Below are 24,968 nucleotides of genomic sequence, written 5' to 3'. Positions count from 1 at the left end.
CGCCTCACACAACAGCGCGGACGCGGCCCGCTCGCCGATCGTCAACACACACGCGACCTCAGAGACCACACACATCCCCACCGCAGAGGACCCGCGCCCCGTCCCATTTGCTGAGGGTGGGGTGAGCATATCGGCGGCCTCCGCGTACGCCGCGACCAGACGAACCTTCGCCGCCGCCGTGGCAGCCTCCACCCGCGCCAACACCTCAAGACCCGACAAACACGAATCAGCAAAATCCCGCAACGGATCACCACCATCAACAGCGCCGGCATCATCAGCAGCGCCGGCCGTCTCACCAGACAGTTGCGGAACGGCGGCAAGCGTGCCGGTTCGACGATCAGACGAAGAAGGAACGGTGCCAGGAACGGCAGTGCCGCCAACGGCGGGTCCGGTTGTGCCTCCGGATGTAGCGGTGCCGGACTGGCCGGTAGTGCCGGTCACGCTGCTGGAGGTAGAGGTCCCGGCGGGTCCGGGAGTATCGCTCACACCGCCCGCAAAGGATGTGCCGATGGGGTCGGAAACGACGCCAGAAAGTTGGTCGACCAGGGCAGCGATCGACGCCACAGCAGAGCGAATATCAGCCCCACCACCAGCATCGACAACAACCCCGTTACCCATACCTCAATTATAGAAAAGGGGTACGACAATTTCAGGCCAAACCCCACATCCAGCCCACAAAACTTCACCCATCAGAGGCTTGTTCGCACCCACCAACCAAAACTGAAAATCAGCCGCCGGACACAGGTGGCAGGTCAGCTCAAACTAAGGCAACACCCGTGAGCACCGTGGCGCAAGCGCGCCGACGTGACACCGCGCAGGCCTCACCGCGAGTGCAAACCAGCACAAGACCCCGAACGCCCAAGCTCACCGCCGAAGCGCCCCCAACCCCGCAATCAAAGCCTCGAGCCCCAAGTTGAAGGCAACGTCTGTAGGGCTGGCGTGGCGTTCCGCAGCGAGTCGATCCACGGCGGCCGTGAAGTTGGGAACCTGTCCGGCGAGGGCACCGGCGTCGAAGATGTCTGCGGGTGCGGTGACGTCGTAGGCAGCACCGAAAACGAACGCTTCCAGGGCAACAATGGCCGAGATGATCTTCTCTTCCGGGAAGCTGGCGTTGCGGAATCCTGCTGTCACGGCCTCGTACATGGCGAGGGTCTTGGGCGCATTGCCTACCGGCAGAACGGCGATGACCGGGATCAGCGGGGTGTGTTCGGCGAAGACGTTGCGGTAGGACCAGGCCCAACTGCGCACGGCCACGTCCCACGGCTCACCAGCAAAAGCAGAGACGTCCACCATGGCGATCAAGTGGTCTTCAAGGAGCAGCAGCACCTCATCTTTGGCAGTGACGTGGTTATACAGCGCCGAGGGGGCCACCCCCAGCGAACGGGCCAAGGCTGCCATGGTGAGACCGGCGTACCCCTTCTTACTGATCAACTTCAGCGCCGCTGTCGTGATTCCATCCTGGTCCAGGAGCCGCGCCACCGGTCTGCCTGCACGTCGCCGCGGCTTACTGGCGACGCCGGCGACGCCGGCCGTGGCCGACGCGGCGGGCCGAGCTGGGGTGGCGGACATCGGAGACCTTTCTGCGGGTTGGACCTGAGCATTATTCCATTGGGGCTTCACAGCCGGAGATGTGAGGTCTATCATAGCAACAAATGAATGCCATTCATTTATTGGCCGACTCACCGGTTGGCCACGGAAAGGACACCATGCAGAATCTTGATCGCGACGTCGTGATCGTCGGTGCTGGGCCGTCAGGGCTGACAGCCGCCCGGACCCTCAAAAAGGCTGGCCTCAGCGTTGCCGTGCTGGAAGCGCGTGATCGCGTGGGCGGCCGCACCTGGACGGACACCATTGACGGCGCAATGCTGGAGATCGGCGGTCAGTGGGTTTCCCCTGATCAAACCGCGCTCATCGACCTTTTGGCTGAACTCGGCCTGGAGATGTACTCGCGTTTCCGCGACGGCGAATCCGTCTACATCGGCGCGGACGGCACGCCTATCCGCTACAGCGGCGACAGCTTCCCGGTGGGCGAAACCACGCAGGCGGAGATGGACAAGCTCATCGACATTCTCGATGGACTGGCCGCCGAAATTGGTCCGACGGAGCCCTGGGCGCACCCCAAGGCTCGCGAGCTGGACACCATCTCGTTCCATCACTGGCTCCGGCAGAACTCGAACGATGAGGAAGCCTGCAACAACATCGGCCTTTTTATCGCCGGCGGCATGCTGACCAAGCCCGCGCACGCCTTCTCGGCCCTCCAGGCAGTCCTGATGGCGGCATCCGCTGGTTCCTTCACGCACCTGACCAATGAGGACTTCATTCTCGACAAGCGGGTGGTCGGCGGAATGCAGCAGGTTTCGCTCCTCCAGGCGGCAGAACTCGGCTCAGATGTGGTCTTGAACAGCCCGGTCCGCACCATCCATTGGGATCAGGCTGGCGTCCGTGTCGAGTCTGACCAGGCCACCGTGACTGCCCGCTACGTCATCATGGCCGTCCCGCCCAACCTCTACTCCAGGGTCTCCTTCAACCCGCCGCTGCCACGTCGCCAGCACCAGATGCACCAACACCAGTCGTTGGGCCTGGTCATCAAGGTGCACGCCGTCTATAGCACGCCGTTCTGGCGCGAAGACGGACTTTCCGGTACCGGCTTCAGCGCCGGCGCACTGGTCCAGGAGGTCTACGACAACACCAACCACAACGACCCGCGGGGTACTTTGGTGGGCTTCGTGTCCGACGAGAAGGCCGACGCCGTCTTCGAGTTGAGTGCCGAGGAACGTAAGCAGGCAATTCTTGAGTCGTTGGCCGGCTTCCTCGGCGATGCGGCACTCACGCCGGAGGTCTACTACGAGTCCGATTGGGGCTCCGAGGAATGGACCCGTGGCGCCTACGCCTCCAGCTACGATCTGGGCGGCCTGCACCGCTACGGCAAGGATCAGCAGGCAGCCGTCGGCCCGATCCACTGGTCATGTTCAGATATCGCTGCGGAAGGCTACCAGCACGTGGATGGCGCCGTGCGGATGGGGCAACTGACCGCCGCGCGCATCGTCGCGGATCACGCAGGCGCAACGGCTGCGGACCTGCAGAACGCAGCAGCGGCCAATTAGTCGGACCCCGGTGGTCCGGATCGCCATCCGGACCACCAACCCCATCTTTTGATTCCCACCGCTGGAAAGGACCAACATGCGTTACGTTGTGGGCTACACCGCCAACGCGAGGGGGCACGACGCCGTCCACCTCGCCGTCGCCCTGGCCAGGGGCCATGATGCCAGCATTGACCTGGTCCTGGTGGTCCCCGAGGACTCGCCGTTCAACGCCGTCTACCCGCCCGAAACCGGGTTCGATTCCATCCTGAACCAGCAGGCGCAGGAATGGCTGGACCAGGGCCTGGCGTTGGTCCCAGACGACGTAACAGCCCGGGCCCACATCCTACGCGGCGACTCTGAAGCCCAAACCCTCATTGACGTGGCAGTGGAGTTCGACGCCGCCGCGCTGGTCATCGGGGCGACAAACAGCGGCCTGTTCAAACGGTTCAGTATTGGCTCCGTTGCCAGTTCGCTCCTGCACTCGGCGCCGCTGCCGGTTGCGCTGGCCCCGCACGGATACCACCGCACCCAGCCCATCACCCGGCTGAGTTGCGGATTCGGCACCCGCCCAGGTGCCGACGAGTTGCTCGCCGTCGCCGTGGATTCGGCCCAGCGCCGGGGCCTTCCGCTCCGGCTCGTCTCCTTGTTGACGCTCGACGGCGGTGACCCGGCCAACGCGGCCGACGCCGCCCGTGCGCATGCCACCGACCGTCTGGCCGCCGTCGTGCAGTCAGGTGCGGTACTGGTAGACGCAGCAGACGCAGATGCTGCGGTTGCGGCGCTGCCGGATCCGCAGATTGTGGTGGCCCAGGGCCGCACCATCGAAGAGGCCGTGGACGGGCTGGACTGGGAAGACGGCGAGATCCTCCTCATCGGATCCAGCCGGCTGGCACAGAGCCGTGCAACCTTCCTTGGCGCCACCGCAAACCGCATCCTGCGCGCCCTGCCCGTTCCCATGATCGTGGTTCCCCGTGACTATACGCGTGAGCGTTCCTAGCATCGCCTGAGAGGCCAAACCCATGTCAACTGCACCAAAGACGGTCCAGTCGAAAGATTCAACCCTGAGCGACAAGGGCCTGAAAGCCGGATCGGTGGGCCTGATCGGCGCCGTGGTGATCGGGGTTTCCTGCATCGCCCCGGCCTACACGCTCACCGCAGCGCTCGGCCCCACAGTGTCGGAGGTCGGGGTGCATCTGCCCGCCATCTTCCTGGTGGGCTTTATCCCCATGCTCCTGGTGGCACTCGGCTACCGCGAACTCAACAACGCCATGCCCGACGCCGGTACCTCCTTCACGTGGGCCACCCGCGCCTTTGGTCCCTGGGTCGGCTGGATGGGCGGCTGGGGACTCATCGCCGCGACGATTATTGTGCTGTCCAACCTTGCGGCAGTGGCGGTGGACTTCTTCTACCTCATGCTGGGACAGCTCTTCCAGAACCCTGAGCTGGGCGAGCTCAGCAAAATCCTGCCCCTGAACATTGCCACCACGCTGGTGTTCATTGCTGCGGCCTGCTGGATTTCCTATCGCGGGATGGAGACCACCAAGAGCGTCCAGTACGTGCTGGTGGCCTTCCAGTTGTTGGTGCTGGGCTGGTTCGCCATCGCAGCTTTCAGCCATGTGGCCAACGGAAGTGCCTTCGACGCCACCACCATTTCACCGGACTGGTTCAACCCGTTCGCCGTCGACTCGTTCTCCACGTTCGCGGCCGGCGTTTCGCTCTCGATCTTCATCTATTGGGGCTGGGACGTCACGCTCACCATGAACGAGGAGACCAAGAACCCGGAAAAGACGCCCGGTCGCGCAGCCACGGTCACGGTGCTGGTGATTGTCATCATCTACATGACCGTTGCTTTGGCGACCCTGTCTTTCGCCGGCATTGGCGAGACCGGCCTGGGCGTGGGGAACCCGGAGAACCAGTCGAGTATCTTTGCGGTCCTGGCAGGTCCGGTGATGGGCCCGTTCGCCATCCTTATGTCGCTGGCTATTTTGAGCAGTTCGGCAGCCTCACTGCAGTCAACGTTTGTCTCCCCGGCACGGACACTGCTCGCCATGGGCCACTACAAGGCCATCTCGCCCCGTTTCGGCAAGATCAGCCCCACCTTCAAGTCGCCCAGCACGGCCACCATTGTTGCGGCCATCGCGGCCGCGGCGTTCTACGTGATCACCCGGACTGTTTCTGAAAACGCCCTGTGGGACACCATTACCGCCCTGGGCATGATGATCTGCTTCTACTATGGCGTCACAGCCCTTGCCTGCGTCTGGTTCTTCCGGGCCGAAGCCTTTGGCAGCGTCCGGTCCTTCTTCTTCAAGATGCTCGCGCCGCTGCTGGGTGGTGTGATCCTGCTGGTGATGTTCGTCAAGACGGCCATCGACTCCATGGATCCAAGCTACGGATCCGGCTCATCGGTTGGGGGAGTGGGCCTGGTATTTGTGCTGGGCCTGGGTGTGATCCTGCTCGGTGTAGTGGTCATGCTGGTGATGTACCGGATCCGGCCGGAGTTCTTCCGCGGCAAGACCCTCTGACCCCGCTGGCCAGCGGAGCCAGAGATCATTCGCCAAAACGTGGGAACGCGAAAACCCCGCCGCTTCATACGAAGTGGCGGGGTTTTTCTGTGGTGCCCTCGATTGGAATCGAACCAACGACCTTCTGCTCCGGAGGCAGACGCTCTATCCCCTGAGCTACGAGGGCAATCCTGGGATTCCCGCAGTTGCCAGCGGGACAGCCTAGAGCTTAGCAGGAAGGTGGCCCGCAAGGAAAAACGGCCGGGCAAGCCACCTGCCAACCACCCGGAAGCTGCCCCCGGCAACCCCAGAATCCACTGCTCAGTAGCCGGCAAACGAGTCGGTGTGTATCCGCCGGGCGCCGCCTGATCTGGCGGCCCGGCGCAATGCGGCAACACTGGCGGGCGAGCCGGAGACGTACACTTCCCGGCTGGCCAGGTCCGGCACCAACGCCTTCAAGGCATCTCCGTCAAGGCGCTCGGTACCGACCGGAATTCCCGCCATGTCAGCGGGCGGAGCGGAACCATCGCCCAGCTTCACCAGCACACGAAGGCCAGCAGACCGGAGTTCCTCTGCGTAGGCGATTTCATCGGCGGTTCGCGCCAAGACCAGCAACACGGCGTCGCGCCCTTTCAATCCGCCGGAGGCCAGATGGGAGAGGAACGGCGTGATACCGATCCCTGCGGCAATCAACAGTACCGGCTTGTCCGGGTTGCGGGGGAGGACAAAGTCCCCGCCCACCGAGGTGGCGCTCAATGATTCGCCAGGAGCCAGATTCAGCAGCACCTTCTTCGCCGCAGAAAGCGGTTCGGCTGTTCGGACGCCGAAGCTGACCAAGCGGTCCGTGGGTGAGCCGGTCAGGCTGAACACCCGACGCCGGCCCTTTCCATCTGAGCGGGCATGCGGCAGGTCCAGCTCCATGTATTGTCCTGCCTGGAACCGGACGGGCCGGGCCGGTGCAAACGAGAATTCGGTGGTGCTGGGCGTCAACTGCCTGGTCCCGGCCAGGGTCAGTTTCACCCCGCCGCGTTGGCCCACCAGGAACGCCAGGAGGTTGCCCAGCAGCAATGCGGCTTCGGGGGAGTTGGCCACGAAGCCGAAGTTGTACGGCGTGGCAAACACCACGCCCACCACCGCGGCCAGCGTCAGCTGCTGCCAACGGCGCGGCGGCAGGGTCAGCGGTTCGGACAACATAAAGCCCACAAAGAACAGCACAGGCCGCTGCGCCAACGCCTGCCAGATGCCCGTACCGGCGCTCATTCCCGCGCGCATCAATTCGAGGGTGATCACCGAGGTGGAAACCACCACGAAGATGCTTGCCATCAGCATCTTGCGCGTCCGGTACAGGACCAGCAGGACGCCCGGCACCAGCAGGATCAGCATGGCCGGGGTACCTGCCCACCAGGTGGCGACATTGAGCCCCGTCAGCCCGGTGACGAAAGCACCCAGCGCGGCCGGATTGAACACGTGCCGCCCGCGCCAGGCCAGCGCATACTTGGACGCCGAGGCCAGGACGCAGGCCAACGCAACTCCGGCCATATCCAGCACGCCAAACGATGGCCAAAACAGGAAGAAGATCAAGAACCCGGTAATCAACGAGGACTCCGAGTGCGGCCGAACCTTGAAGAGCGCCGCCAGCGCACGGTTGGAGGCGTACGTCAGGCCCAGACACAGCACCAGGTGGACCAGCATTTCGGGCAGGGTACTGAACGTCAGCCAGCCAAGGACCGTCAGCGCCATGGCATACACCGCCAGCACGCCAAGAATCCAGAGGATCAGCCGATACATGGTGAACCGGTTCAGCCGGCTCTCAGCGCGCGTCATCATGGCAGTCATGAAAATAGTGTCCCCTCAAAGTGGGCCGAAAAAGCCGCATTTCCTGCGGAATATACGGTGAGCCAATCGAAATCGAAGTCCTGCTCCAACGTTGCCGGGTCAGTCAGGAACAACGCCGTGGCCAGCGCATCTGCTTCCATGGCAGTGGCAGCCGTGGACCAGGTTGCCACCACGGTGCTGACGGGCTTGCCCGTGGCACCATCGAGGACATGGTGCAGGCCATCGCCCCAAGCCCGCCGATTGGCAGCAGAGGCGCAGAGGGCACTGTTGAAAAGTTCGACGACGCCAATCGCCTGGGTGGGCTGGTACGGGTGTTCGAGGCCAATCCGCAGCGGTTCGGTCCCCGAGTGCAGCATGTCACCGCTCGCATCGATCAGGAACTCGGTGAGTCCCTGGGCTCGCAGCACCTCGGCCAGTAGATCCACCAGCAGCCCTTTCCCGGCGGCGCCAATGTCCAGGACGAGCGGCCGGCTGGAGCCGATGCTGGTGCCGGCCCACTCCAGGAGCCCTTCCCAGGCTGGTGCGGGCAAGGCCGGCCCCGACGGGACCAGGGAGTACCCGGCGTCGTAGCCCAGCCGTTCCAGGCTGCCGCCGATCAGCGGCGTCATGGCGCCCCCGGTGATCCGGTACAGCTGCTGGTAGAGGGCGCCGAGCCGGGCGGCCTCGGGCGGAAATTCGACGCGCCCGGCAGACCCAGCCAGTTTCGTGACCAGGGAATCGGCCCGGAAACGCGACCACGCGGCGTCGTACTTCTCCACTGTCGCCAAGAGCTGCGATTGCAGCGGGGCCGGTAACGGCAGCGGCGTGGAGATTTCCCAGTCAGTGCCGATCCCCGCGAAGCTGAACGCGGTCCAGCTTCCGGTAGGCACTTCCTACATCGCCTCGGACTTGATCTTGGTTACGGCGTCGTTGAAGCCGCCGCTGGTGAGGGAGGAGCCGGCCACCTTGGACACGTTGAGGTCGTCGATGCTCTTGCCCACCACCTGGTCCGCAATTCCGCCGGCGAATTCGCCCTGGAACTTGCGTGTGTTGGGGTTGGAGGGGTGCTGCGTGATCTCCACGGCAGTGACCTTGCCGGCGGCCAGGGTGAGCTGGACCCCAACGGTTTCCTGGCCGTTGGGGGAGACGTAGTTGCCGTCGGCGCTGTAGGTGCCGTCCTGGTAGGTGGATGTGCCGGCTGCGGCGGAGGAAGACCCAGCAGATGCCCCGGACGAGGCAGCTGACGTGGCGCTGGGGGTGGGGGTGGGGGTTAAATCTGCGCCCTGCGAAGCAGCAGGCGCGCAACCCGCTACCGTGCCAATGAGGGATAGGCCGGCGATTCCGGCGTAAACACTTTTGCGTACAGAGGGTCTCATGGGGCTCTCGTTTCGTCACTTGCGTTCGTGGACAGTGGTTACTGCCTTATCAACGACGACATCAGCATATTGGTTCACTCTGTGGCGAGGTTCTCGAAATCCTGTGCGCAACCCATGTGCCGGAACCGTAAAATTCTCCGCAGTCACGGCCCGCCGGTAGGCTAGGACGGTGACTCCCGAAGAACTCTCCCTCGCCATATCCGCCTGCCTGAAAGATGCCGTTGCCGCCGGCGAAATTGCCCTGGCCGCAACCGCCGTTCCGGACGAGGTGCGCGTGGAGCGACCCAAGAACCGGGACCACGGCGACTGGGCAACCAACATCGCCCTGCAGCTGGCCAAGCCCGCCGGCCTGAACCCCCGCGCCCTTGCCACCGTGCTCAGCACCCGGCTGGCAACCATCGCCGGCGTCTCCGCCGTTGACATCGCCGGTCCCGGCTTCCTCAACATCACCGTTGACGCGGCCGCCGCCGGTGCCCTCGCCAAGGTCATCGTTGAGGCCGGTTCGTCCTACGGCACCAACACGGCGCTCGCAGGCCACACCGTCAACATGGAATTTGTCTCCGCGAACCCCACGGGTCCGCTGCACATCGGGCACACCCGCTGGGCCGCCCTGGGCGATGCCATTGCCCGCGTCCTGCGCGCCTCGGGCGCCGACGTCACCACCGAGTACTACATCAACGACGCCGGTTCGCAGATGAACGTCTTTGCCAACTCGGTGTACTCCCGACTGCATGGCCTGCCCGTTCCCGAGGGCGGCTACCCCGGCCAGTACATCGCGGACCTCGGCCACGACGTCCTGGCAGCACACCCCGGCATCCGCGATCTCACCGAAGCTGCAGCCATCCCCGTGATCCGCTCGGCCGCCTACCAGGCACAGATGCAGGACATCAAGGTCACCCTGGCGGATTTCGGCGTCAAGTTCGACGTCTACTTTTCCGAACAAGAACTGCACGACGGCGGCGCCATCGAAAGTGCCGTGGCCCGCCTTCGCGAACAAGGCCACGTGTTTGACGACGGCGGTGCGGTCTGGTTGCGGACCACCGACTTTGGCGACGATAAGGACCGGGTCATGATCCGGGCCAACGGTGAGCCCACCTACTTCGCCGCCGATGCTGCGTACTACCTCGCCAAGAAGGACCGCGGCTTCCCGGAGAAGATCTACCTCCTGGGCGCCGACCACCACGGCTACATCAACCGACTCAAGGCCATTGCAGCCTGCGCGGGTGATGATCCGGAGGCCAACATCGAGGTGCTGATCGGCCAGTTGGTGTCCGTCAACGGTGCCAAGTTGTCCAAGCGTGCCGGCAACATCATTGAACTCAAGGACCTGATCAGCTGGTTGGGCAAAGACGCAGTGCGGTATTCACTGGCCCGGTTCCCCGCCGACTCGCCGCTGACCCTTGACCCCGAACTGCTAAAGAAGCACAGCAACGAAAACCCGGTGTTCTACGTTCAGTACGCACATGCCCGCTCCCGTGGTGCTGCCCGCAACGCGGTGGCCGCCGGCGTTGACCGCTCCGTCTTCGATGCAGCACTGCTGGACCACGCCACGGAAAACGAACTGCTCTCGCACCTGGGCAGCTACCCCTCGATCGTGGCCAAGGCCGCTGAGCTGCGCGAACCGCACCGCGTAGCCCGGCACCTCGAGGTCATTGCCGGTGCCTACCACCGCTGGTACGACGCCTGCCGCGTGGCACCCATGGGCGAAGAGCCGGTCCTGGATGTCAACCGCACCCGGTTGTGGCTCAACGACGCCACCAGCCAGGTGCTGGCCAACGGCCTTGACCTGCTGGGTGTCTCTGCACCGGAACGGATGTAAGGATCATGACGATGCACGCAGCCCCTGGCGCCTCACCGCTGGCACCCGAATGGCTCACCGTTCCTGCCGATCTGAACGAACTGCACGAACCGCTCTGGGCTGGTTCCGTGGCCCGCGCCCAGGACGGCGAGCTGGCCGTCGGTGGCTTGTCCGTCTCGGCCCTCAAGGAACAGTTCGGCACGCCGCTGTTTGTCCTTGACGAGGCCGACTTCCGGGCCCGGGCGCGCGCCTTCAAGGACTCCTTCGATGCAGCCTTCGCCGATGTCTGCGGCGGCGTGGATGTCTACTACGCCGGGAAGTCGTTCCTCTGCACCGCCGTGGTGACCTGGGTTGCCGAGGAAGGCCTCCGGTTGGACACTGCCTCCGGTGGTGAACTGGCCGTCGCAGCCCGGGCCGGTATTGCCGGTGAGCGCGTGGCCTTGCACGGCAACAATAAATCCGACGCCGAGATCAACAGGGCGTTGGATATGGGCCTGGGCCGGATCGTGGTGGACAGCTTGGACGAGCTGACCCGGGTCGGTGCCATTGCCCAGGGCCGCGGTGAACTGGCCAAGGTGATGCTCCGGTTGACCCCTGGCGTGCACGCCCACACCCATGAATTCATTGCCACCGCGCATGAGGACCAGAAGTTTGGCCTGTCCATGGCGTCGGACAGCACTGAGGAAGCAGGACTTTCCGCCGCAGAGCAGGCAGTTGCCGCCGCAGCAGCGCACCCCGGGATTGACCTGCTGGGCCTGCACTGCCACATCGGCTCGCAGATCTTCGAACCTGACGGCTTCGCGCTGGCCGCCGAGAAGCTCCTGCGCTTCCTTGCTGCAATGCAGGATAAGTACGGCATCGTCATGCCCGAGCTGGATCTGGGTGGCGGTTACGGCATTGCCTACACTCCTGTGGATACCCCGCGCCCAGCCGCCGACATCGCGGTGGCCATGGCCGCCGTCGTGCGTTCCACCTGTGCCGAACTGGGCATCACGGCACCGCGGATTTCGATCGAACCGGGACGCGCGATCGTCGGCAGCACCACGTTCACGCTTTACGAGGTGGGAACGCGCAAAACCGTGCGCGTAGACGCTCCGGGCGGCGATGGCGCAGCCGACAACGTTACGTACCCCCGCCGCTATGTTTCGGTGGACGGCGGGATGAGCGATAACGCCCGTCCCGTGCTCTACGACGCGGATTACTCGGCGATTTTGGCCAACCGTACCTCGGACGCCGCCGCCCAGCTGTCCCGCGTAGTGGGCAAACATTGCGAGAGCGGCGACATAGTTGTTAGAGATGTATATCTGCCCGCGGACGTGGCAGCCGGAGATTTGTTGGCTGTCCCGGGGACCGGCGCCTACTGCTGGGCCCTGTCGAGCAACTACAACTACCTGGCCAGGCCCGGAGTTGTGGCCGTCCGCGACGGCTCTGCCCGGCTTATTGTCCGCGGAGAAACAGAAGAAGATCTATTGAACCGCGATATGGGAGCCTGAATGACGGAAATGCGAACCCTGAAGGTGGCCCTTCTGGGTTGTGGCAACGTGGGCGCACAGGTAGCGAGGATCCTTCTTGAGGACGCCGACGCCCTGGCTGCCCGGACAGGCGCCCGCCTGCAGTTGAGCGGCATTGCCGTCCGCAACCTGGACACCAAGCGCGACGTCGAGTTGCCGCAGGAGCTTTTCACCACCGACGCCGAGACCCTGGTCAAGGACGCCGACCTGGTCATTGAGCTGATGGGCGGGATTGAACCTGCCCGCACGCTCATCCTCGCTGCCCTGCGCAATGGCGCCTGCGTGGTCACCGGGAACAAGGCCCTGCTGGCCCAGGACGGACCCACCCTCTACGAAGAAGCGGACAAGGCTGGCGTCCAGCTCTCCTACGAAGCTGCAGTGGCCGGTGCCATCCCCATCCTGCGACCCATCCGCGACAGCCTCTCCGGCGACCGGATCACCCGCGTCCTGGGCATTGTCAACGGCACCACCAACTTCATCCTCGACCAGATGGACTCCACTGGTGCGCAGTTCGCCGATGCCCTCGCCGAGGCCCAGCGGTTGGGTTACGCAGAAGCCGATCCCACGGCCGACGTCGAAGGACACGACGCTGCCGCCAAGGCAGCCATCCTTGCCACGCTGTCCTTCCACACCCGGTTTGCCCTGGAAAACGTCTACTGCGAGGGCATCACCGCCGTCAGCGCAGCCGACATCGCTGCTGCCAAGGACGCCGGCTTTGTCATCAAGTTGCTGGCGATCGCCGAGAAGCTGGTCGACGCAGACGGCGCCGAGGGAGTTTCGGTCCGCGTGCACCCCACCCTCTTGCCTCGCGAACACCCGCTGGCTGCCGTCCGCGGGGCCTTCAATGCGGTGTTCATCGAAGCGGAAAACGCCGGCGAGCTGATGTTCTACGGCCAGGGCGCTGGTGGCACCCCCACCGCGTCTGCTGTTTTGGGCGACCTGGTCTCAGCTGCCCGCCGGCTGGTCCTGGGCGGACCGCAGCGGACCGAGACCACCACCGGTCACGTCCCGGCGTTGCCCATCGACGCCGCCGCGACAAGCTACTACATCGGCCTGGACGTGGCTGACCAGCCAGGCGTGCTGGCCAGGATCGCTCAGCTCTTTGCCGAGCACGGCGTCTCCATCGAAACCCTGCGGCAGGCTGTCCACCGCGAACCCGATTCCGTGCAGGAATCGGCAGAGCTCCGGATTGTCACCCACCGCGCATCCGAGGCCGCACTTGCGGCCACCGTCGAGGCCGTCAAGGGCCTGGACGTCGTCAATTCAGTGACATCCGTCCTACGGGTAGAAGGAGTCTAAGTGGCTCACCAATGGCGCGGCGTTATCCGCGAATACGCTGACCGTCTGCCCGTCACGGACGCCACCCGGGTCATCACCTTGGGCGAAGGCGGTACCCCGCTGGTGTACGCGCAGAAACTCTCTGAGCTCACCGGCTCCGAGGTCTACCTGAAGGTGGAGGGGATGAACCCCACCGGCTCCTTCAAGGACCGCGGCATGACCATGGCCATGACAGCTGCCGTGGAGTCCGGCGCCAAGGCCGTGGTGTGCGCCTCCACCGGCAACACCTCAGCTTCCGCCGCCGCGTACGCTACGGCTGCCGGCCTGACGTGCGCCGTGCTGGTGCCCGAAGGCAAGATTTCGATGGGGAAGCTCAGCCAGGCGATTGCCCACGGCGCAACCCTGCTGCAGGTTGACGGCAACTTTGACAACTGCCTGGACATTGCCCGCAAGCTGGGGGAGTCCTACCCCGTCTTCCTGGTCAACTCCGTGAACCCGGCCCGCATCCAGGGCCAAAAGACCGGGGCCTTCGAAATTGTGGACGCCTTGGGCGACGCCCCCGACATCCACGTCCTGCCCGTAGGAAACGCCGGCAACATCACCGCGTACTGGAAAGGCTACAAGGAGTACTCGGCGCCCTTCGAGTCCGCTACCGCCGGCACACTGCCCGCCGTCTCGACCAAGACGCCCACCATGTGGGGCTTCCAGGCGGCCGGTGCGGCCCCGTTCGTGGCGGGCCACCCGATCACCGAACCGGATACCATTGCCACGGCCATCCGGATCGGCAACCCTGCCTCATGGGACGGCGCCATCAACGCCCGCGACGAATCCGGCGGCTTGATCGATGCCGTCACGGATGAGGAAATCCTGCACGCCCACCGCTGGCTGTCCGCCCGCGAAGGCGTCTTCGTGGAGCCGGGCTCAGCAGCCGGCGTGGCAGGCCTGCTCAAGAAGCACGCCGCCAATGAAGTACCCGTAGGGAAGACCATCGTCATCACCGTCACCGGCCATGGGCTGAAGGATCCACAGTGGGCCCTGCGCACCGAGGATGGCGCTGAAGTACAGCCGGTCAAGGTGTCCAACGACGTGGTCACTGTTGCTGCCGCCTTGGGACTGGACGAAAAATAGCCGTGGACACCACCTCGCAGGCCGCTCCGGTCCTGGAAACTGTTGCGGCCGGGCAGCGCGTCACCGTCCGCGTGCCCGGAACCTCAGCCAACCTGGGCCCCGGGTACGACAGCCTTGGACTGGCGTTGGCCTTGCACGACACCCTCACCGTGGAGACCCTTGACGGCGACGCCTTGGAGTTTGACCTCCGCGGCGAGGGCGCCCAGACGCTGCCCCAGGACGCCAGCCACCTGGTGGTTCGCGCCATGGATGCAGCTTTTGAACGCCTGGGCTTCCGTCGCGGCGGCCTGCGGATCATCGCCGACAACGTCAACCCGCACGGCCGCGGCCTTGGCTCGTCGGCGTCTGCCGTCGTGGCCGCCGTAACAGCCGCCAACGCGTTGGTACCTGCCACCAGCAGCCGGGGCCGGAACTGGGTCCTGCAGCTCACCAGCGAACTGGAAGGGCATCCGGACAACGTTGCACCGGCCATCTTTGGCGGGCTGGCGCTCTCGTGGCAGGACAGTGACCGGTACAGCAGCACGTGCGCCACGGTTGCCAGCGGCGTCATTCCCATTGTTGCCATTCCCGACTACGAGCTCTCCACTGAAGCTGCCAGGGCTTTGCTGCCCGCATCGGTGGGGCACCACGCTGCGGCGATGAACTCGGGCCGCGCTGCCCTGCTCATCCACGCATTGACGTCAGATCCGGAATTGCTGTTCCCCGGCACCGAAGACTACCTGCACCAGAGCTACCGGGCCGAGGCCATGCGGCCCAGCGCCGCACTGATCAGGGCCCTGCGCGCCGCCGGCCATGCCGCCGTCGTCTCCGGTGCCGGTCCCACCGTGCTGGTGCTGGCCAACGGCGAGGTGGAGGCGGCTGCCGTCCTGGCACTGATTCAGGCAGCTACGGCAGAGAACAGCCAGGACATTGGCTGGCGCGTGCTGAAGCTGGCTGTGGACGTTGAAGGTGCTAAGGTGGACGTGCACCGGCGGTAATTGACGCCTACCAGAAACGTTGGTTCAGAAAGTAGCCAGCCGCACTGGTACTGCACAATCAATGCTGGTGCCACCTGCTCGGTCTGTCGCAGGAATTTGCAGCATTCAACTGCCCATTGACGTGTCAGTCCGGCGTGCCGCCCAAGTGTGGGGCGCAAGGTGTATCTCTTACCGGCGTTGCCGACCGCAAAAAATCAACTGGCAAGGCCGAAAATATCGCGGCTGCAGATCTGAACTGCAGCCCAGATCAAATCATTGCGCCCGGCTCCAGTCCGGGCGCCGTCGAGGGGGAAGGATCCTTCGTGACCGAAACCACTGAGCTGTTGCCAGCTGTGGACACAACATCTTCTGCTGCCGAATCACCGGCCGCACCTGCCAAGAGCAGCGGCCTGGCCGGCCTCAAGCTGGCCCAGCTGCAGGCTCTGGCCAGCCAGCTCGGTATCTCTGGCGGCTCGCGCATGCGCAAGGGCGATCTGGTGACCGCCATTTCCGCGCACCGTGCCGGCACCCCCGTGGTCAAGGCGCCCGCCAAGGCTGCCGAGAAGCCTGCCGAGAGCGTTGCCGCTCCCGAAGCGGCCGCAGCACAGTCGTCTGCCAAGCAGGCTCCTGCCCCGCAGGCTGCTGACGCGCCCGCCGAGCCTACCCGCGCCCGTCGTAGCCGGAGCCGCCGCGCAGGCAGCGACGGCGTTGTGGCGGCTGCCGCTGAGCCCACCGCGGCACCCGCCGCCGAACCTGCAGCGGAGCGCGCTGCCGCCGAGCCCGCAGGTGCAGAGCGCACCGCGTCGGAGCCTTCAGCTGCCCAGGCAGGGGAAGCTACCGACAGCGCCGAGCGTCGCCAGCCCCGCACCCGCAACCGCCGCCGCGGCGAGGCCGCAGCGACGTCCAGCCAGGACGCTGCTGCGGAGACCGCCGTCGAGCAGTCCGTTGCCGAGCCCCGCACGGAAGCGTCCACCGATGCAGCCGATGCCGGCCAGCGCGGTGATCGCCGGGAAAACTCCCGCGGCCGCGCCGCCCGCGATACCCAGGCTCGCGACTCGCAGTCCCGTGATACGCAGACTCGCGACTCGCAGCAACGCGACGCCAACGAGAACCGCGACAGCTTCGGCAGCCGCGACGCCGGCCAACGCGAGAACAACCGCGATCTCGACGAGAACGACGGCGGCAGTCGCCGGAATCGCCGCACGCGCCGGGACCGGAACGATCGCACGGATCGTAATGACCGCACCGATCGTAACGATCGCACGGAGCGCAACGACCGGACCGCCACCCAGGACCGGGACGCCAACTCCCGCAACGATCGCTTCCGTGACCGCAACGACCGTCGTCGTGGGCGTTCGCAGGGTCCGGACGTGGACGATATCGAGATCACCGAGGACGATGTCCTTCTGCCCGTCGCCGGCATCCTGGACGTGCTGGAGAACTACGCGTTCATCCGCACCTCCGGCTACCTTCCCGGCCCCAACGACATCTACGTGTCCCTGGCGCAGGTCAAGAAGTACAACCTCCGCAAGGGTGACGCCGTGGTGGGCGCCATCCGCGCACCCCGTGACGGCGAGGACCGCAGCCAGCAGTCGGCGCGCCAGAAGTTCAACGCCCTGGTCCGCGTCACGTCCGTGAACGGCAAGACGCCCGAGGAGCTCAAGGACCGCGTCGAGTTCGCCAAGCTCGTCCCGCTCTACCCGTCCGAGCGCCTGCGCCTGGAAACGGATCCCAAGAAGATCGGCCCCCGCGTCATCGACCTGGTGGCCCCGATCGGCAAGGGTCAGCGTGGCTTGATCGTCTCCCCGCCCAAGGCCGGCAAGACCCTCATCCTGCAATCCATCGCCAACGCGATCACCACCAACAACCCTGAGGTCCACCTCATGATGGTGCTGGTTGACGAACGCCCCGAAGAAGTCACCGACATGCAGCGCACCGTCAAGGGTGAGGTCATTGCCTCCACCTTCGACCGGCCCGCCGATGACCACACCACTGTTGCCGAACTCTCGATCGAACGCGCCAAGCGCCTCGTGGAGATGGGCATGGACGTGGTGGTCCTGCTGGACTCGATGACCCGTCTGGGCCGCGCCTACAACCTGGCAGCACCGGCCTCCGGCCGCATCCTGTCCGGTGGTGTGGATTCCGCAGCGTTGTACCCGCCGAAGCGCTTCTTCGGTGCTGCCCGCAACATCGAGAACGGTGGCTCGCTCACCATCTTGGCAACGGCGCTCGTGGAGACCGGATCCAAGATGGACGAGGTCATCTTCGAAGAATTCAAGGGCACCGGCAACATGGAACTTCGCCTGTCCCGGCAGCTCGCTGACAAGCGGATCTTCCCCGCCGTGGACGTCAACGCATCCGGGACCCGACGCGAAGAGAACCTGCTCTCCGCTGACGAGGTCAAGATCATGTGGAAGCTCCGCCGCGTCCTTTCCGGCCTTGAAACGCAGCAGAGCCTTGAGCTGCTGACCAACAAGATCCGGGAAACCCAAAGCAACGTCGAATTCCTCATGCAGATCCAGAAGACCACTCTGGGTAACAAGGCGGACAACGACAAATAGCTGAGCTCACCGCTCAAAATATGCTGGCTCGCCCTTATGCGGGCCAGCATATTTTGAGCGGTTCGTCGTTAAGTCACCGTTGTGCATTACTAGACTTGTACAAGTCGAAAGAGGTTCTGAAAATGTTTGAGTCCGTACAGGGACTGCTCGATGAGCATGATGCCATCCAGGCGCAGCTTGGCGATCCTGCTGTCTACGCCGACCAGCGGCTTGCCCGGAAGTTGGGGCGGCGTTCGGCCCAGCTCAACGGCATCGTTGAGGCGTACCACCGTTGGGAAGGCATCAGCGAGGACCTCGACGCCGCCAAGGAAATGGCAGCCGAGGATCCCGAGTTTGCCGCAGAAGTCCCTGAACTGGAGACTGCCCTCGAGGCAGCTGCGGCGCGGCTCACCCGTCTCCTCATCCCACGCGACCCAGACGACGCCCGTAACGTGATCCTTGAGGTCAAGGGCGGTGAAGGTGGCGACGAGGCAGCCCTGTTTGCCGCCGATCTGCTGCGGATGTACACCCGGTACGCGGAGTCGCGTGGCTGGAAGACCGAGATCATCTCCGCCACCGAGTCGGATCTGGGCGGCTACAAGGACGTGCAGGTTGCCGTCAAGGGCAGCTCCAACGATCCTGCCGAGGGTGTCTTTGCCCGGCTGAAGTTTGAAGGTGGCGTGCACCGCGTCCAGCGCGTTCCCGTCACTGAGTCCCAAGGCCGGATCCACACTTCCGCCGCTGGCGTGCTGGTGCTGCCCGAAGTGGACGAGCCCGAAGAGCTGGATATCAACCAGAACGATCTCAAGATCGACGTGTACCGTTCGTCTGGTCCCGGCGGGCAGTCCGTGAACACCACCGACTCGGCCGTCCGCATCACCCACCTGCCCACGGGCATCGTGGTGGCCATGCAGAACGAAAAGTCGCAGTTGCAGAACCGCGAGGCCGGCATGCGGGTCCTGCGGGCTCGCATCCTGGCGCACCAGCAACAGATCATCGACGCCGAAAACTCGGCGCAGCGGAAGTCGCAGATCCGCACCATGGACCGGTCGGAGCGGATCCGGACGTACAACTACCCGGAAAACCGCATCGCGGACCACCGGACCGGCTACAAGGCCTACAACCTTGACCAGGTCATGAACGGGGACCTTGAGCCGGTCATCCAGTCGGCCATCGAAATGGACGAACAGGCCCGCCTGGACGCCATTGGCGACTAGCGCGTCCCGGACATGAGCATTGCCCCCGGCCAGACGCTGGCTGCCGCAGTCACCGAAGCTACCGCCATCCTTGCCGACGCCGGCGTTCCCAGTCCGCGCGTAGACGCCGAACTATTGGCGGATCACCTGCTGAAGGTGGGGCTCGGCCGGCTTCGGGCCCTGTTGCTGGGCGATACGCCGGCGCCGGAAGGATACGCAGCACTGGTGGCCGAGCGGGCAGCGCGGACACCGTTGCAACACATCACCGGCGTGGCCTATTTCCGCTACCTCGAGCTGGCCGTGGGGCCGGGCGTGTTCATCCCGCGTCCGGAAACTGAGTCGGTGGTCCAGCTGGTCATCGACCACCTCAAGGGTGTGTCGCAGCCTAAAATCGTGGACCTGGGGACCGGGTCCGGAGCCATTGCCGGCTCACTGGCGGCCGAGGTGCCTGGCGCCGAGGTGCACGCCGTCGAGTTCAGCGCCTTCGCGCACGCCTGGGCAGCCAAGAACCTGCAGCCCCTGGGCGTCCACCTGGTCCTGGGGGATCTCCGAACGGCCCTCCCTGAACTCAACGGAACCTTCGACGTCGTGGTGTCCAACCCGCCGTACATTCCCGCCGACGCCGTTCCGCACGAACCCGAAGTGTTCCTCCACGACCCACCCGAGGCTCTGTACGGCGGGGGAGCGGATGGCATGGAACTCCCGACGGCGGCCGCCACCTCAGCTGCCCGGCTGCTGCGGCCAGGGGGCTACTTTGTCATGGAACACGCCGAGGTGCAGGCCGGCTGGATCGCCGCGATGCTGGACCGGCAGGGAATGTGGCGGAGCATCGAAACACATCTGGACCTCAACGGTAAGGAGCGCGCCACCAGCGCCCTCTTGGAGCATCCGCACACTTTGAAGTGAAAGAATGGGCCTGTGACCACAACGTACAACTGCACCACTGACGACCAGCGCGCCGCCGGACTCGAGCACGCCCAGCGAGCCATCAGCAGCAAGCAGGTGGTGGTCCTGCCCACCGATACTGTCTATGGCATCGCCGCAGACGCCTTCTCGGCCCAGGCCGTCACCCTCCTCCTGGCCTCCAAGGGCCGGAGCCGTGCCATGCCGCCGCCCGTGCTGATCCCGCGGATCAACGCCCTTGACGGGCTCGCCACCGATGTCTCCGACGATGCCCGCAAGCTCGCGGGTGCGTTCTGGCCCGGCGGTCTGACGCTGATCCTACACGCCCAGCCGTCGCTGGACTGGGACCTCGGCGAGACCAAGGGCACTGTTGCGCTGCGCATGCCGGCCGATGACCTTGCTCTCGAACTCCTCACGCTCACCGGGCCGTTGGCGGTTTCCTCAGCCAACCGCACCGGCCAGGCTCCCGCCCAAACCGCGGCCGAAGCACGCCAACAGCTCGCAGAGTCCGTCGAGGTGTACCTTGAGGGCGGCTTCCGGCCGCTGGAAGGTACCGACGCCGTTGCCTCCACCATCGTTGACGCCACCGGCACGGTGCTCCGGGTAGTCCGCGAAGGCGCGATCACCCTGGACCAGCTCCGGTACTACGTTCCGGCCATGCTGGGACTTGGCGAGGAAGCGCCGGTTGACGAGGACGAAGAGGTAACGACTGTCCCGGAGGTGGCTGTAGCTGCTGCCGCTGAGACTCCCGCCGTAGAAGTGCCGGCCGTCGCGGAAGCAGCTCCCGACGCCCCAGCCCCCTCCTCTGAACCGGGCAAGGCACCCTCGCGGCCGACTGAAGCCTGATGGCGCTGACCCGCCAGCCGGTTCCCGTCTTGGGGATCGACGCCACGCCCTTACGGGTGCCTGAACTCGTGGCGGTCTTGGGCCGCTACATCAGTGAGGGAACCACGCGGACCGTGTTGGGCCACAACTTGCACAGCGTCACCCTGTCGTTGTCTGACGCCGGCTTCAACGGCCTATATCAACGCAGCGACGTGGTGCTCCTCGATGGCGCTCCCGTCCTCTGGTTGTGGGGCACCACCGGCAAGGCTCAGGGGCCGGTGATGGATTACCGCCTGGGGTCCACCGACTGGCTGCCGGAACTGGGTAACGTCGCCGGCCTCGAGCGGATCGCCGTGCTCGGCGCTGGTGCCGACGCCAACGCTGCAGCGGTTGGCAGGCTGGCAGGAATTGTGCCGGGCGCAACGGTGGCTGGCTTCAGCGGCGCTGACTGGAACGCTGCGCTCGAGGAATCAGCGGTGGCCTGGCTGCACGAGCAGCAACCTCAGCTGGTCCTGTTGGGCCTGGGCATGCCGCTGCAGGAAGACGTGCTCCAGCGTCGCCTGGCCGAACTCCCGCCGGCGGTGTACTGCGCCGTAGGCGGCGCCATCGAGCAGCTGGCTGGCGCGCAGAAGCTGGCCCCTCGCTGGCTGGGCCGGCTGGGCCTGGAATGGGCGTGGCGGCTGGTCCTGCACCCCCAGCGGGTGGCTTACCGGGTTTTCGGCGAACCGTGGGTGCTGCTGTGGCTGCTCGCCAAGAGGCGCGTGACCGGCAAATCCGGCGCGTAGCAGGCCACCTTACTCGAGGCTGAGACTACCCTAGAACTTCTGGTCCGCCAGCGGCGCAAAGCCCTTACCGCGGAGACCAGCGGTGAACGCCTTGGCCCAGGACAGGAAGCCGCGCAGGTCGCGCTGCTGGATGAAGTATCCCGTGTAGCCGCCCACATCCGCCACGAAGGATTTGACCCGGAAGTAGCGGCGAATCAGGTAGCCCCGGTTGCGGTAGTAGTAGTACCGCTTGAACGCGGACTCCGGCACAATCACATGCCAGCGCGCACCGAAGACGTGCTTCGTCTCGGCAAATGCGTGCGGGTGGGTAATGGCCGCCGTGGTGACGGTGCCAAACCGGATCCCGGCCTTCCGCAGCCGGAGCGTGAAGTCCACCTCGTCGCCGCGGATGAACAGGCGTATGTCCGGCAGCCCTACCTTGAAGAAGACATCGGACCGGATCAACGCACCGTTGAAGAAGTGGCCGTCACCTGCCAAAAAGCCGAGGCGTTCGACAGCGGCCCGGCTGTGGGTGACCTGTCCGTCGATGCGGAAGAAGAAGGACAACTTGTCGGGCTCGCCCGGCGCCGTCACCAACGGAACCACCGCTTCAAGGTCGCGGGCCTCAGCCTCGCGAAGCAGCGTGGCGAGAATTTCCGGGTCGGCTGGCTCGGCGTCGTCGTCCATCAACCAGATCCAGGTGGCACCCGAGGCGATCGCCTTGAGCGTTGCCAGCGCGAAACCTCCTGCCCCACCGAGGTTCGCTTCGGAACGGACATAGTCCACGTTCGGATGGCCAGACGCCACATCCTTGGCAGGTGTGGTGCCACTGTCCACCAGGACCAGCGTCTCCACCGGAGCGGTCTGGGCGTTGATGGCGGAGAGGAGGACGGCCAGCTCTTTGGGCCGATCGAAGGTAACGGCTGCCACTGCAACGCGGGGGGTCATGGGGGTCCTTTCAGCATGGCTGCTGGGGCTTTCCCCGCTCGCTGTGCGCCCGTGTGGCGCAAAGCCATGAGGCTGTTGACGCTAGTATCTTTGACTAGAGTCCACTGTAATACAGCCCTGTATGGCACCACGCACTGCCTGCTGCGCGCCCGGCGACGGAGAATTTCATTTACCGAAGTACAGAGTCCAGGCCAGTGAGCCCACCCCTGCATGATCGATTGCGCACGCCCTCTGCCACGGCCACGTCGGCGCATGAAATGGCGCCCATGCCATGATCATGTACCTGTTGATGGGCCTCACCGCTGCCATTGTTTCCTACGGCGCCACCTGGGCTGCCAGGGTCGTAGGGCAACGGCTGGAGCTGAACCTGCCCATCCGCAGCCGCGACGTGCACTCGGTTCCGGTGTCCCGGCTGGGCGGCGTGGCCATCTTCATGGGGGTCTTGGTTGCGCTGATTGTGGCCAGCCAATCGTTCTTCGTGAAGGACATCTACCGGAACAACTTCCAACCCTGGGGAGTGCTGGCGGGCGCCGCAATCATTGTCCTGATCGGGGTGGCGGATGACTTGCTGGACATCCGCTGGTGGGTCAAGCTGATCGGCCAGAGTGTGGCCGGGCTGGTGGTGGCGGTCTGGGGCGTCCAGATGACCATCGTTCCATGGGTTCCCGAGCCGATCTACCTGGAAAACAACACCTTAAGAATCGTGCTCACGGCCGGACTGATCGTGGTCAGCATGAATGCCTTCAACTTCATTGACGGCCTGGACGGCCTGGCCGCAGGCGTTGCGATCATTGGCGGCACGGCCTTCTTCTTCACGGCCTACTGGGTGCACCGCAACGCGGTACTCCTCGACTATTCCGACCTGGCCACCCTGCTCACCGCGGTGCTGGTGGGAAGCTGCCTGGGTTTCCTGCCGCACAACTGGTTTCCCTCCAAGATCTTCATGGGCGACTCCGGGGCCATGCTGATTGGGCTCCTGATGGCCTCCGCCGGCGTGGTATCAACCGGCCAAATCACCTCCGGACTCTACGACCGCGTCAACGGCATTTCCACCATCATCCCCATCCTTTTGCCGTTCGCTGTCCTCTTCCTGCCGCTGCTGGACCTGGGCCTGGCAGTGGTCCGACGCACGGCACGCGGACGCTCGCCCTGGACCGCCGACCGCGGCCACCTGCACCACAAACTCCTGGACATCGGCTATTCCCACCGCGCCGCGGTGGTGCTGCTCTACCTGTGGACGGCGGTGCTGTCCTTCGGCGGGCTCGCCTTCGCCGTGTTCCCCTGGCAGGTGGTGCTCGTCGTGGACATCATTGCCACCTTGGCTATGGCGCTGGTCACAGCATGGCCGTATCTGACGCGGAAATCCGGGCAATCCGCTACGTAACGCCGTGCGGGTTTATTTCTATCTCGTGTAGAATTCAAGGGCAGCTTCAACTGCAACCAAACCACCCTTCAGTACCGACGATTGGGAACGCATGAGCTCCAACGCCGAGTCTGGGCCTGTGCCTGGAAACTCACCAGTTGGTGCTTCGGGACCCACGAAGTCGCTCTGGCTTCACCTGTTGAAAGTCAGCTCGATCGCCGGCGCGGCGGGCCTCATCCTCTGCTCAGCGTTGGCCACAGTGCTGAACGGCCTGACCGGTGGCCTCTCCAGCGCGTTCGGGGGAGTGTTGGTGATGCTGTTCTTCGGCATCAGCCTCCTCGTAGGCCATTACGTCGGGCGTAATAATCCGGCAGGTGCAATCGGCGTTTTCGTCGCCACCTACTTCATCAAGGTGGTTGGTTTCGCCGCCGTCCTCTTCATCCTTGGTGCGCCGGCCTGGCTCCACGACCGCTGGTTCGTGATCGGTGCGGTCGTCACCGTGGTCCTATGGCAGGGCGCCGAGATCTTCGGGTTCAGCAAGGCCCGCCTGCAGATCTACAACGATCCCGACAGCGAGGACTCCACCCATGCGTGAACGCGCAAACTCCCGTGACCGCCGTCGCTCCAACCGTTCCGCAACCAGCTCAGCGCCGGGTGTTTCAGACAACGGCAGGGACGGCGGATACAACGCTGGAATCGCCGTCTTCAGCTACATTATTGGCGGAATCATCGTCTGGAGTTTGATAGGGTGGGGACTGGATAATCTGTGGGGAACGCGCTGGATTGTGCTCGCAGGCGCTCTGCTTGGAGCCGTCGGAGGTTTTTACCTTTCCCACATGCATGGCCTCACCAGTTCACGTAAGACTACTGGCGAGCGTCACGCTGCCAGCGGGCCGTCCGAGGACGGCATGACAGATGCCAAATAATTTCACAGGGGGAGCAGCGGGCCATCCGGCCGCCGGTCCCCGCCCAACGCCCAATGA

Annotated in this window: 21 protein-coding genes, 1 tRNA gene and 1 pseudogene; 16 read left to right on the top strand and 7 right to left on the bottom strand. The window is 64.8% G+C overall.

Annotated elements, in window-relative coordinates:
- Together PSET11_RS08310 and PSET11_RS08305 are read right to left on the bottom strand one after the other, a co-directional pair.
- Nucleotides 1-618 (bottom strand): annotated as a pseudogene (locus PSET11_RS08310) (hypothetical protein); the annotation flags it as partial.
- Between the two features lie 246 nt (nt 619-864).
- The gene (locus PSET11_RS08305) at nt 865-1,569 is read right to left on the bottom strand and encodes a TetR/AcrR family transcriptional regulator (protein WP_124091636.1); all 705 of its coding nucleotides are present in this window, start codon (nt 1,567-1,569) and stop codon (nt 865-867) included.
- Nucleotides 1,570-1,706: 137 nt separating this feature from the next.
- On the opposite strand from PSET11_RS08305, the gene PSET11_RS08300 reads away from it, so the two are divergent.
- The 3 genes from PSET11_RS08300 to PSET11_RS08290 all read left to right on the top strand — a co-directional run bounded on the left by PSET11_RS08300 (nt 1,707) and on the right by PSET11_RS08290 (nt 5,605).
- Nucleotides 1,707-3,104, top strand: a complete 1,398-nt coding sequence (locus PSET11_RS08300; RefSeq protein ID WP_124091635.1) for a flavin monoamine oxidase family protein — start codon at nt 1,707-1,709, stop codon at nt 3,102-3,104.
- A gap of 76 nt (nt 3,105-3,180) precedes the next feature.
- Nucleotides 3,181-4,080: a universal stress protein gene (locus PSET11_RS08295; RefSeq protein WP_124091634.1), complete on the top strand. Its 900-nt coding sequence runs from the start codon at nt 3,181-3,183 to the stop codon at nt 4,078-4,080.
- A 22-nt stretch (nt 4,081-4,102) separates the two neighbouring features.
- The gene (locus tag PSET11_RS08290) at nt 4,103-5,605 is read left to right on the top strand and encodes an APC family permease (protein WP_124091633.1); all 1,503 of its coding nucleotides are present in this window, start codon (nt 4,103-4,105) and stop codon (nt 5,603-5,605) included.
- A 90-nt stretch (nt 5,606-5,695) separates the two neighbouring features.
- Here the strand turns inward: PSET11_RS08290 and PSET11_RS08285 are convergent.
- The 4 genes from PSET11_RS08285 to PSET11_RS08270 form a co-directional block, all read right to left on the bottom strand.
- Nucleotides 5,696-5,771, bottom strand: a tRNA-Arg gene (locus tag PSET11_RS08285).
- 134 nt (nt 5,772-5,905) lie between these two features.
- The gene (locus PSET11_RS08280) at nt 5,906-7,420 is read right to left on the bottom strand and encodes a ferredoxin--NADP reductase (protein WP_124091632.1); all 1,515 of its coding nucleotides are present in this window, start codon (nt 7,418-7,420) and stop codon (nt 5,906-5,908) included.
- Nucleotides 7,417-8,289: an FAD:protein FMN transferase gene (locus tag PSET11_RS08275; protein WP_124091631.1), complete on the bottom strand. Its 873-nt coding sequence runs from the start codon at nt 8,287-8,289 to the stop codon at nt 7,417-7,419. Before PSET11_RS08275 ends, PSET11_RS08280 begins: the two co-directional genes overlap by 4 nt.
- A 3-nt stretch (nt 8,290-8,292) precedes the next feature.
- Complete coding sequence (locus tag PSET11_RS08270) at nt 8,293-8,775, bottom strand: FMN-binding protein (RefSeq protein WP_124091630.1); 483 nt, start codon at nt 8,773-8,775, stop codon at nt 8,293-8,295.
- 169 nt (nt 8,776-8,944) lie between these two features.
- Here PSET11_RS08270 and argS point away from each other — a divergent pair, with 169 nt between their 5' ends.
- The 10 genes from argS (at nt 8,945) to PSET11_RS08220 (ending at nt 21,695) form a co-directional block, all read left to right on the top strand.
- The gene (gene argS, locus PSET11_RS08265; RefSeq protein WP_124091629.1) at nt 8,945-10,594 is read left to right on the top strand and encodes an arginine--tRNA ligase; all 1,650 of its coding nucleotides are present in this window, start codon (nt 8,945-8,947) and stop codon (nt 10,592-10,594) included.
- 11 nt (nt 10,595-10,605) lie between these two features.
- On the top strand, nt 10,606-12,066 hold the full coding sequence (gene lysA / locus PSET11_RS08260; protein WP_377947358.1) for a diaminopimelate decarboxylase: 1,461 nt from the start codon (nt 10,606-10,608) through the stop codon (nt 12,064-12,066).
- Nucleotides 12,067-13,383, top strand: coding sequence for a homoserine dehydrogenase (locus PSET11_RS08255; RefSeq protein WP_124091627.1), 1,317 nt, complete (start codon nt 12,067-12,069; stop codon nt 13,381-13,383).
- The gene (gene thrC / locus PSET11_RS08250) at nt 13,384-14,490 is read left to right on the top strand and encodes a threonine synthase (RefSeq protein WP_124091626.1); all 1,107 of its coding nucleotides are present in this window, start codon (nt 13,384-13,386) and stop codon (nt 14,488-14,490) included.
- Between the two features lie 2 nt (nt 14,491-14,492).
- On the top strand, nt 14,493-15,467 hold the full coding sequence (gene thrB, locus PSET11_RS08245; RefSeq protein ID WP_124091625.1) for a homoserine kinase: 975 nt from the start codon (nt 14,493-14,495) through the stop codon (nt 15,465-15,467).
- 302 nt (nt 15,468-15,769) lie between these two features.
- Complete coding sequence (rho, locus tag PSET11_RS08240) at nt 15,770-18,007, top strand: transcription termination factor Rho (RefSeq protein ID WP_124091624.1); 2,238 nt, start codon at nt 15,770-15,772, stop codon at nt 18,005-18,007.
- A gap of 122 nt (nt 18,008-18,129) precedes the next feature.
- Nucleotides 18,130-19,203, top strand: coding sequence for a peptide chain release factor 1 (gene prfA, locus PSET11_RS08235; RefSeq protein WP_124091623.1), 1,074 nt, complete (start codon nt 18,130-18,132; stop codon nt 19,201-19,203).
- 12 nt (nt 19,204-19,215) lie between these two features.
- Nucleotides 19,216-20,088 (top strand): peptide chain release factor N(5)-glutamine methyltransferase, encoded by an 873-nt coding sequence (gene prmC, locus PSET11_RS08230; RefSeq protein WP_124091622.1) that lies wholly within the window; start codon nt 19,216-19,218, stop codon nt 20,086-20,088.
- 12 nt (nt 20,089-20,100) lie between these two features.
- A complete protein-coding gene (locus PSET11_RS08225; protein WP_124091621.1) occupies nt 20,101-20,931 on the top strand; it encodes an L-threonylcarbamoyladenylate synthase in 831 nt (276 codons plus the stop codon).
- Nucleotides 20,931-21,695: a WecB/TagA/CpsF family glycosyltransferase gene (locus tag PSET11_RS08220; protein WP_124091620.1), complete on the top strand. Its 765-nt coding sequence runs from the start codon at nt 20,931-20,933 to the stop codon at nt 21,693-21,695. The genes PSET11_RS08225 and PSET11_RS08220 overlap by 1 nt, the downstream gene beginning before the upstream one ends.
- Nucleotides 21,696-21,725: 30 nt before the next feature.
- Here PSET11_RS08220 and PSET11_RS08215 read toward each other — a convergent pair whose 3' ends face one another.
- Nucleotides 21,726-22,622, bottom strand: a complete 897-nt coding sequence (locus tag PSET11_RS08215; RefSeq protein ID WP_124091619.1) for a glycosyltransferase — start codon at nt 22,620-22,622, stop codon at nt 21,726-21,728.
- A gap of 271 nt (nt 22,623-22,893) precedes the next feature.
- Between PSET11_RS08215 and PSET11_RS08210 the strand changes: the two genes are divergently transcribed.
- From PSET11_RS08210 to PSET11_RS08200, 3 genes are all read left to right on the top strand, one after another.
- The gene (locus tag PSET11_RS08210; protein WP_124091618.1) at nt 22,894-24,006 is read left to right on the top strand and encodes an MraY family glycosyltransferase; all 1,113 of its coding nucleotides are present in this window, start codon (nt 22,894-22,896) and stop codon (nt 24,004-24,006) included.
- Nucleotides 24,007-24,097: 91 nt separating this feature from the next.
- Nucleotides 24,098-24,580 (top strand): Cg1360 family ATP-synthase-associated protein, encoded by a 483-nt coding sequence (locus PSET11_RS08205; protein ID WP_124091617.1) that lies wholly within the window; start codon nt 24,098-24,100, stop codon nt 24,578-24,580.
- On the top strand, nt 24,573-24,911 hold the full coding sequence (locus PSET11_RS08200) for an AtpZ/AtpI family protein (protein WP_124091616.1): 339 nt from the start codon (nt 24,573-24,575) through the stop codon (nt 24,909-24,911). Before PSET11_RS08205 ends, PSET11_RS08200 begins: the two co-directional genes overlap by 8 nt.
- Nucleotides 24,912-24,968 lie beyond the last annotated feature (57 nt).

The organism is Arthrobacter ulcerisalmonis, assembly GCF_900609065.1.
Lineage (GTDB): Bacteria > Actinomycetota > Actinomycetes > Actinomycetales > Micrococcaceae > Arthrobacter > Arthrobacter ulcerisalmonis.
The sequence above is the reverse complement of the archived record's forward strand: the minus strand, read 5'-3'. Positions and strand labels throughout refer to the sequence as shown.

What these genes read in the sequence shown, in the direction of transcription:
- PSET11_RS08255 (WP_124091627.1), top strand. Translation starts at nt 12,067, where the DNA reads ATGACGGAAATGCGAACCCTGAAGGTGGCCCTTCTGGGTTGTGGCAAC.
- PSET11_RS08215 (WP_124091619.1), bottom strand. Translation starts at nt 22,622, where the DNA reads ATGACCCCCCGCGTTGCAGTGGCAGCCGTTACCTTCGATCGGCCCAAA.
- lysA (WP_377947358.1), top strand. Translation starts at nt 10,606, where the DNA reads ATGCACGCAGCCCCTGGCGCCTCACCGCTGGCACCCGAATGGCTCACC.
- prfA (WP_124091623.1), top strand. Translation starts at nt 18,130, where the DNA reads ATGTTTGAGTCCGTACAGGGACTGCTCGATGAGCATGATGCCATCCAG.
- PSET11_RS08300 (WP_124091635.1), top strand. Translation starts at nt 1,707, where the DNA reads ATGCAGAATCTTGATCGCGACGTCGTGATCGTCGGTGCTGGGCCGTCA.
- PSET11_RS08270 (WP_124091630.1), bottom strand. Translation starts at nt 8,775, where the DNA reads ATGAGACCCTCTGTACGCAAAAGTGTTTACGCCGGAATCGCCGGCCTA.
- PSET11_RS08290 (WP_124091633.1), top strand. Translation starts at nt 4,103, where the DNA reads ATGTCAACTGCACCAAAGACGGTCCAGTCGAAAGATTCAACCCTGAGC.
- PSET11_RS08205 (WP_124091617.1), top strand. Translation starts at nt 24,098, where the DNA reads ATGAGCTCCAACGCCGAGTCTGGGCCTGTGCCTGGAAACTCACCAGTT.
- PSET11_RS08210 (WP_124091618.1), top strand. Translation starts at nt 22,894, where the DNA reads ATGATCATGTACCTGTTGATGGGCCTCACCGCTGCCATTGTTTCCTAC.
- PSET11_RS08280 (WP_124091632.1), bottom strand. Translation starts at nt 7,420, where the DNA reads ATGACTGCCATGATGACGCGCGCTGAGAGCCGGCTGAACCGGTTCACC.
- PSET11_RS08305 (WP_124091636.1), bottom strand. Translation starts at nt 1,569, where the DNA reads ATGTCCGCCACCCCAGCTCGGCCCGCCGCGTCGGCCACGGCCGGCGTC.
- PSET11_RS08200 (WP_124091616.1), top strand. Translation starts at nt 24,573, where the DNA reads ATGCGTGAACGCGCAAACTCCCGTGACCGCCGTCGCTCCAACCGTTCC.
- PSET11_RS08220 (WP_124091620.1), top strand. Translation starts at nt 20,931, where the DNA reads ATGGCGCTGACCCGCCAGCCGGTTCCCGTCTTGGGGATCGACGCCACG.
- PSET11_RS08295 (WP_124091634.1), top strand. Translation starts at nt 3,181, where the DNA reads ATGCGTTACGTTGTGGGCTACACCGCCAACGCGAGGGGGCACGACGCC.
- prmC (WP_124091622.1), top strand. Translation starts at nt 19,216, where the DNA reads ATGAGCATTGCCCCCGGCCAGACGCTGGCTGCCGCAGTCACCGAAGCT.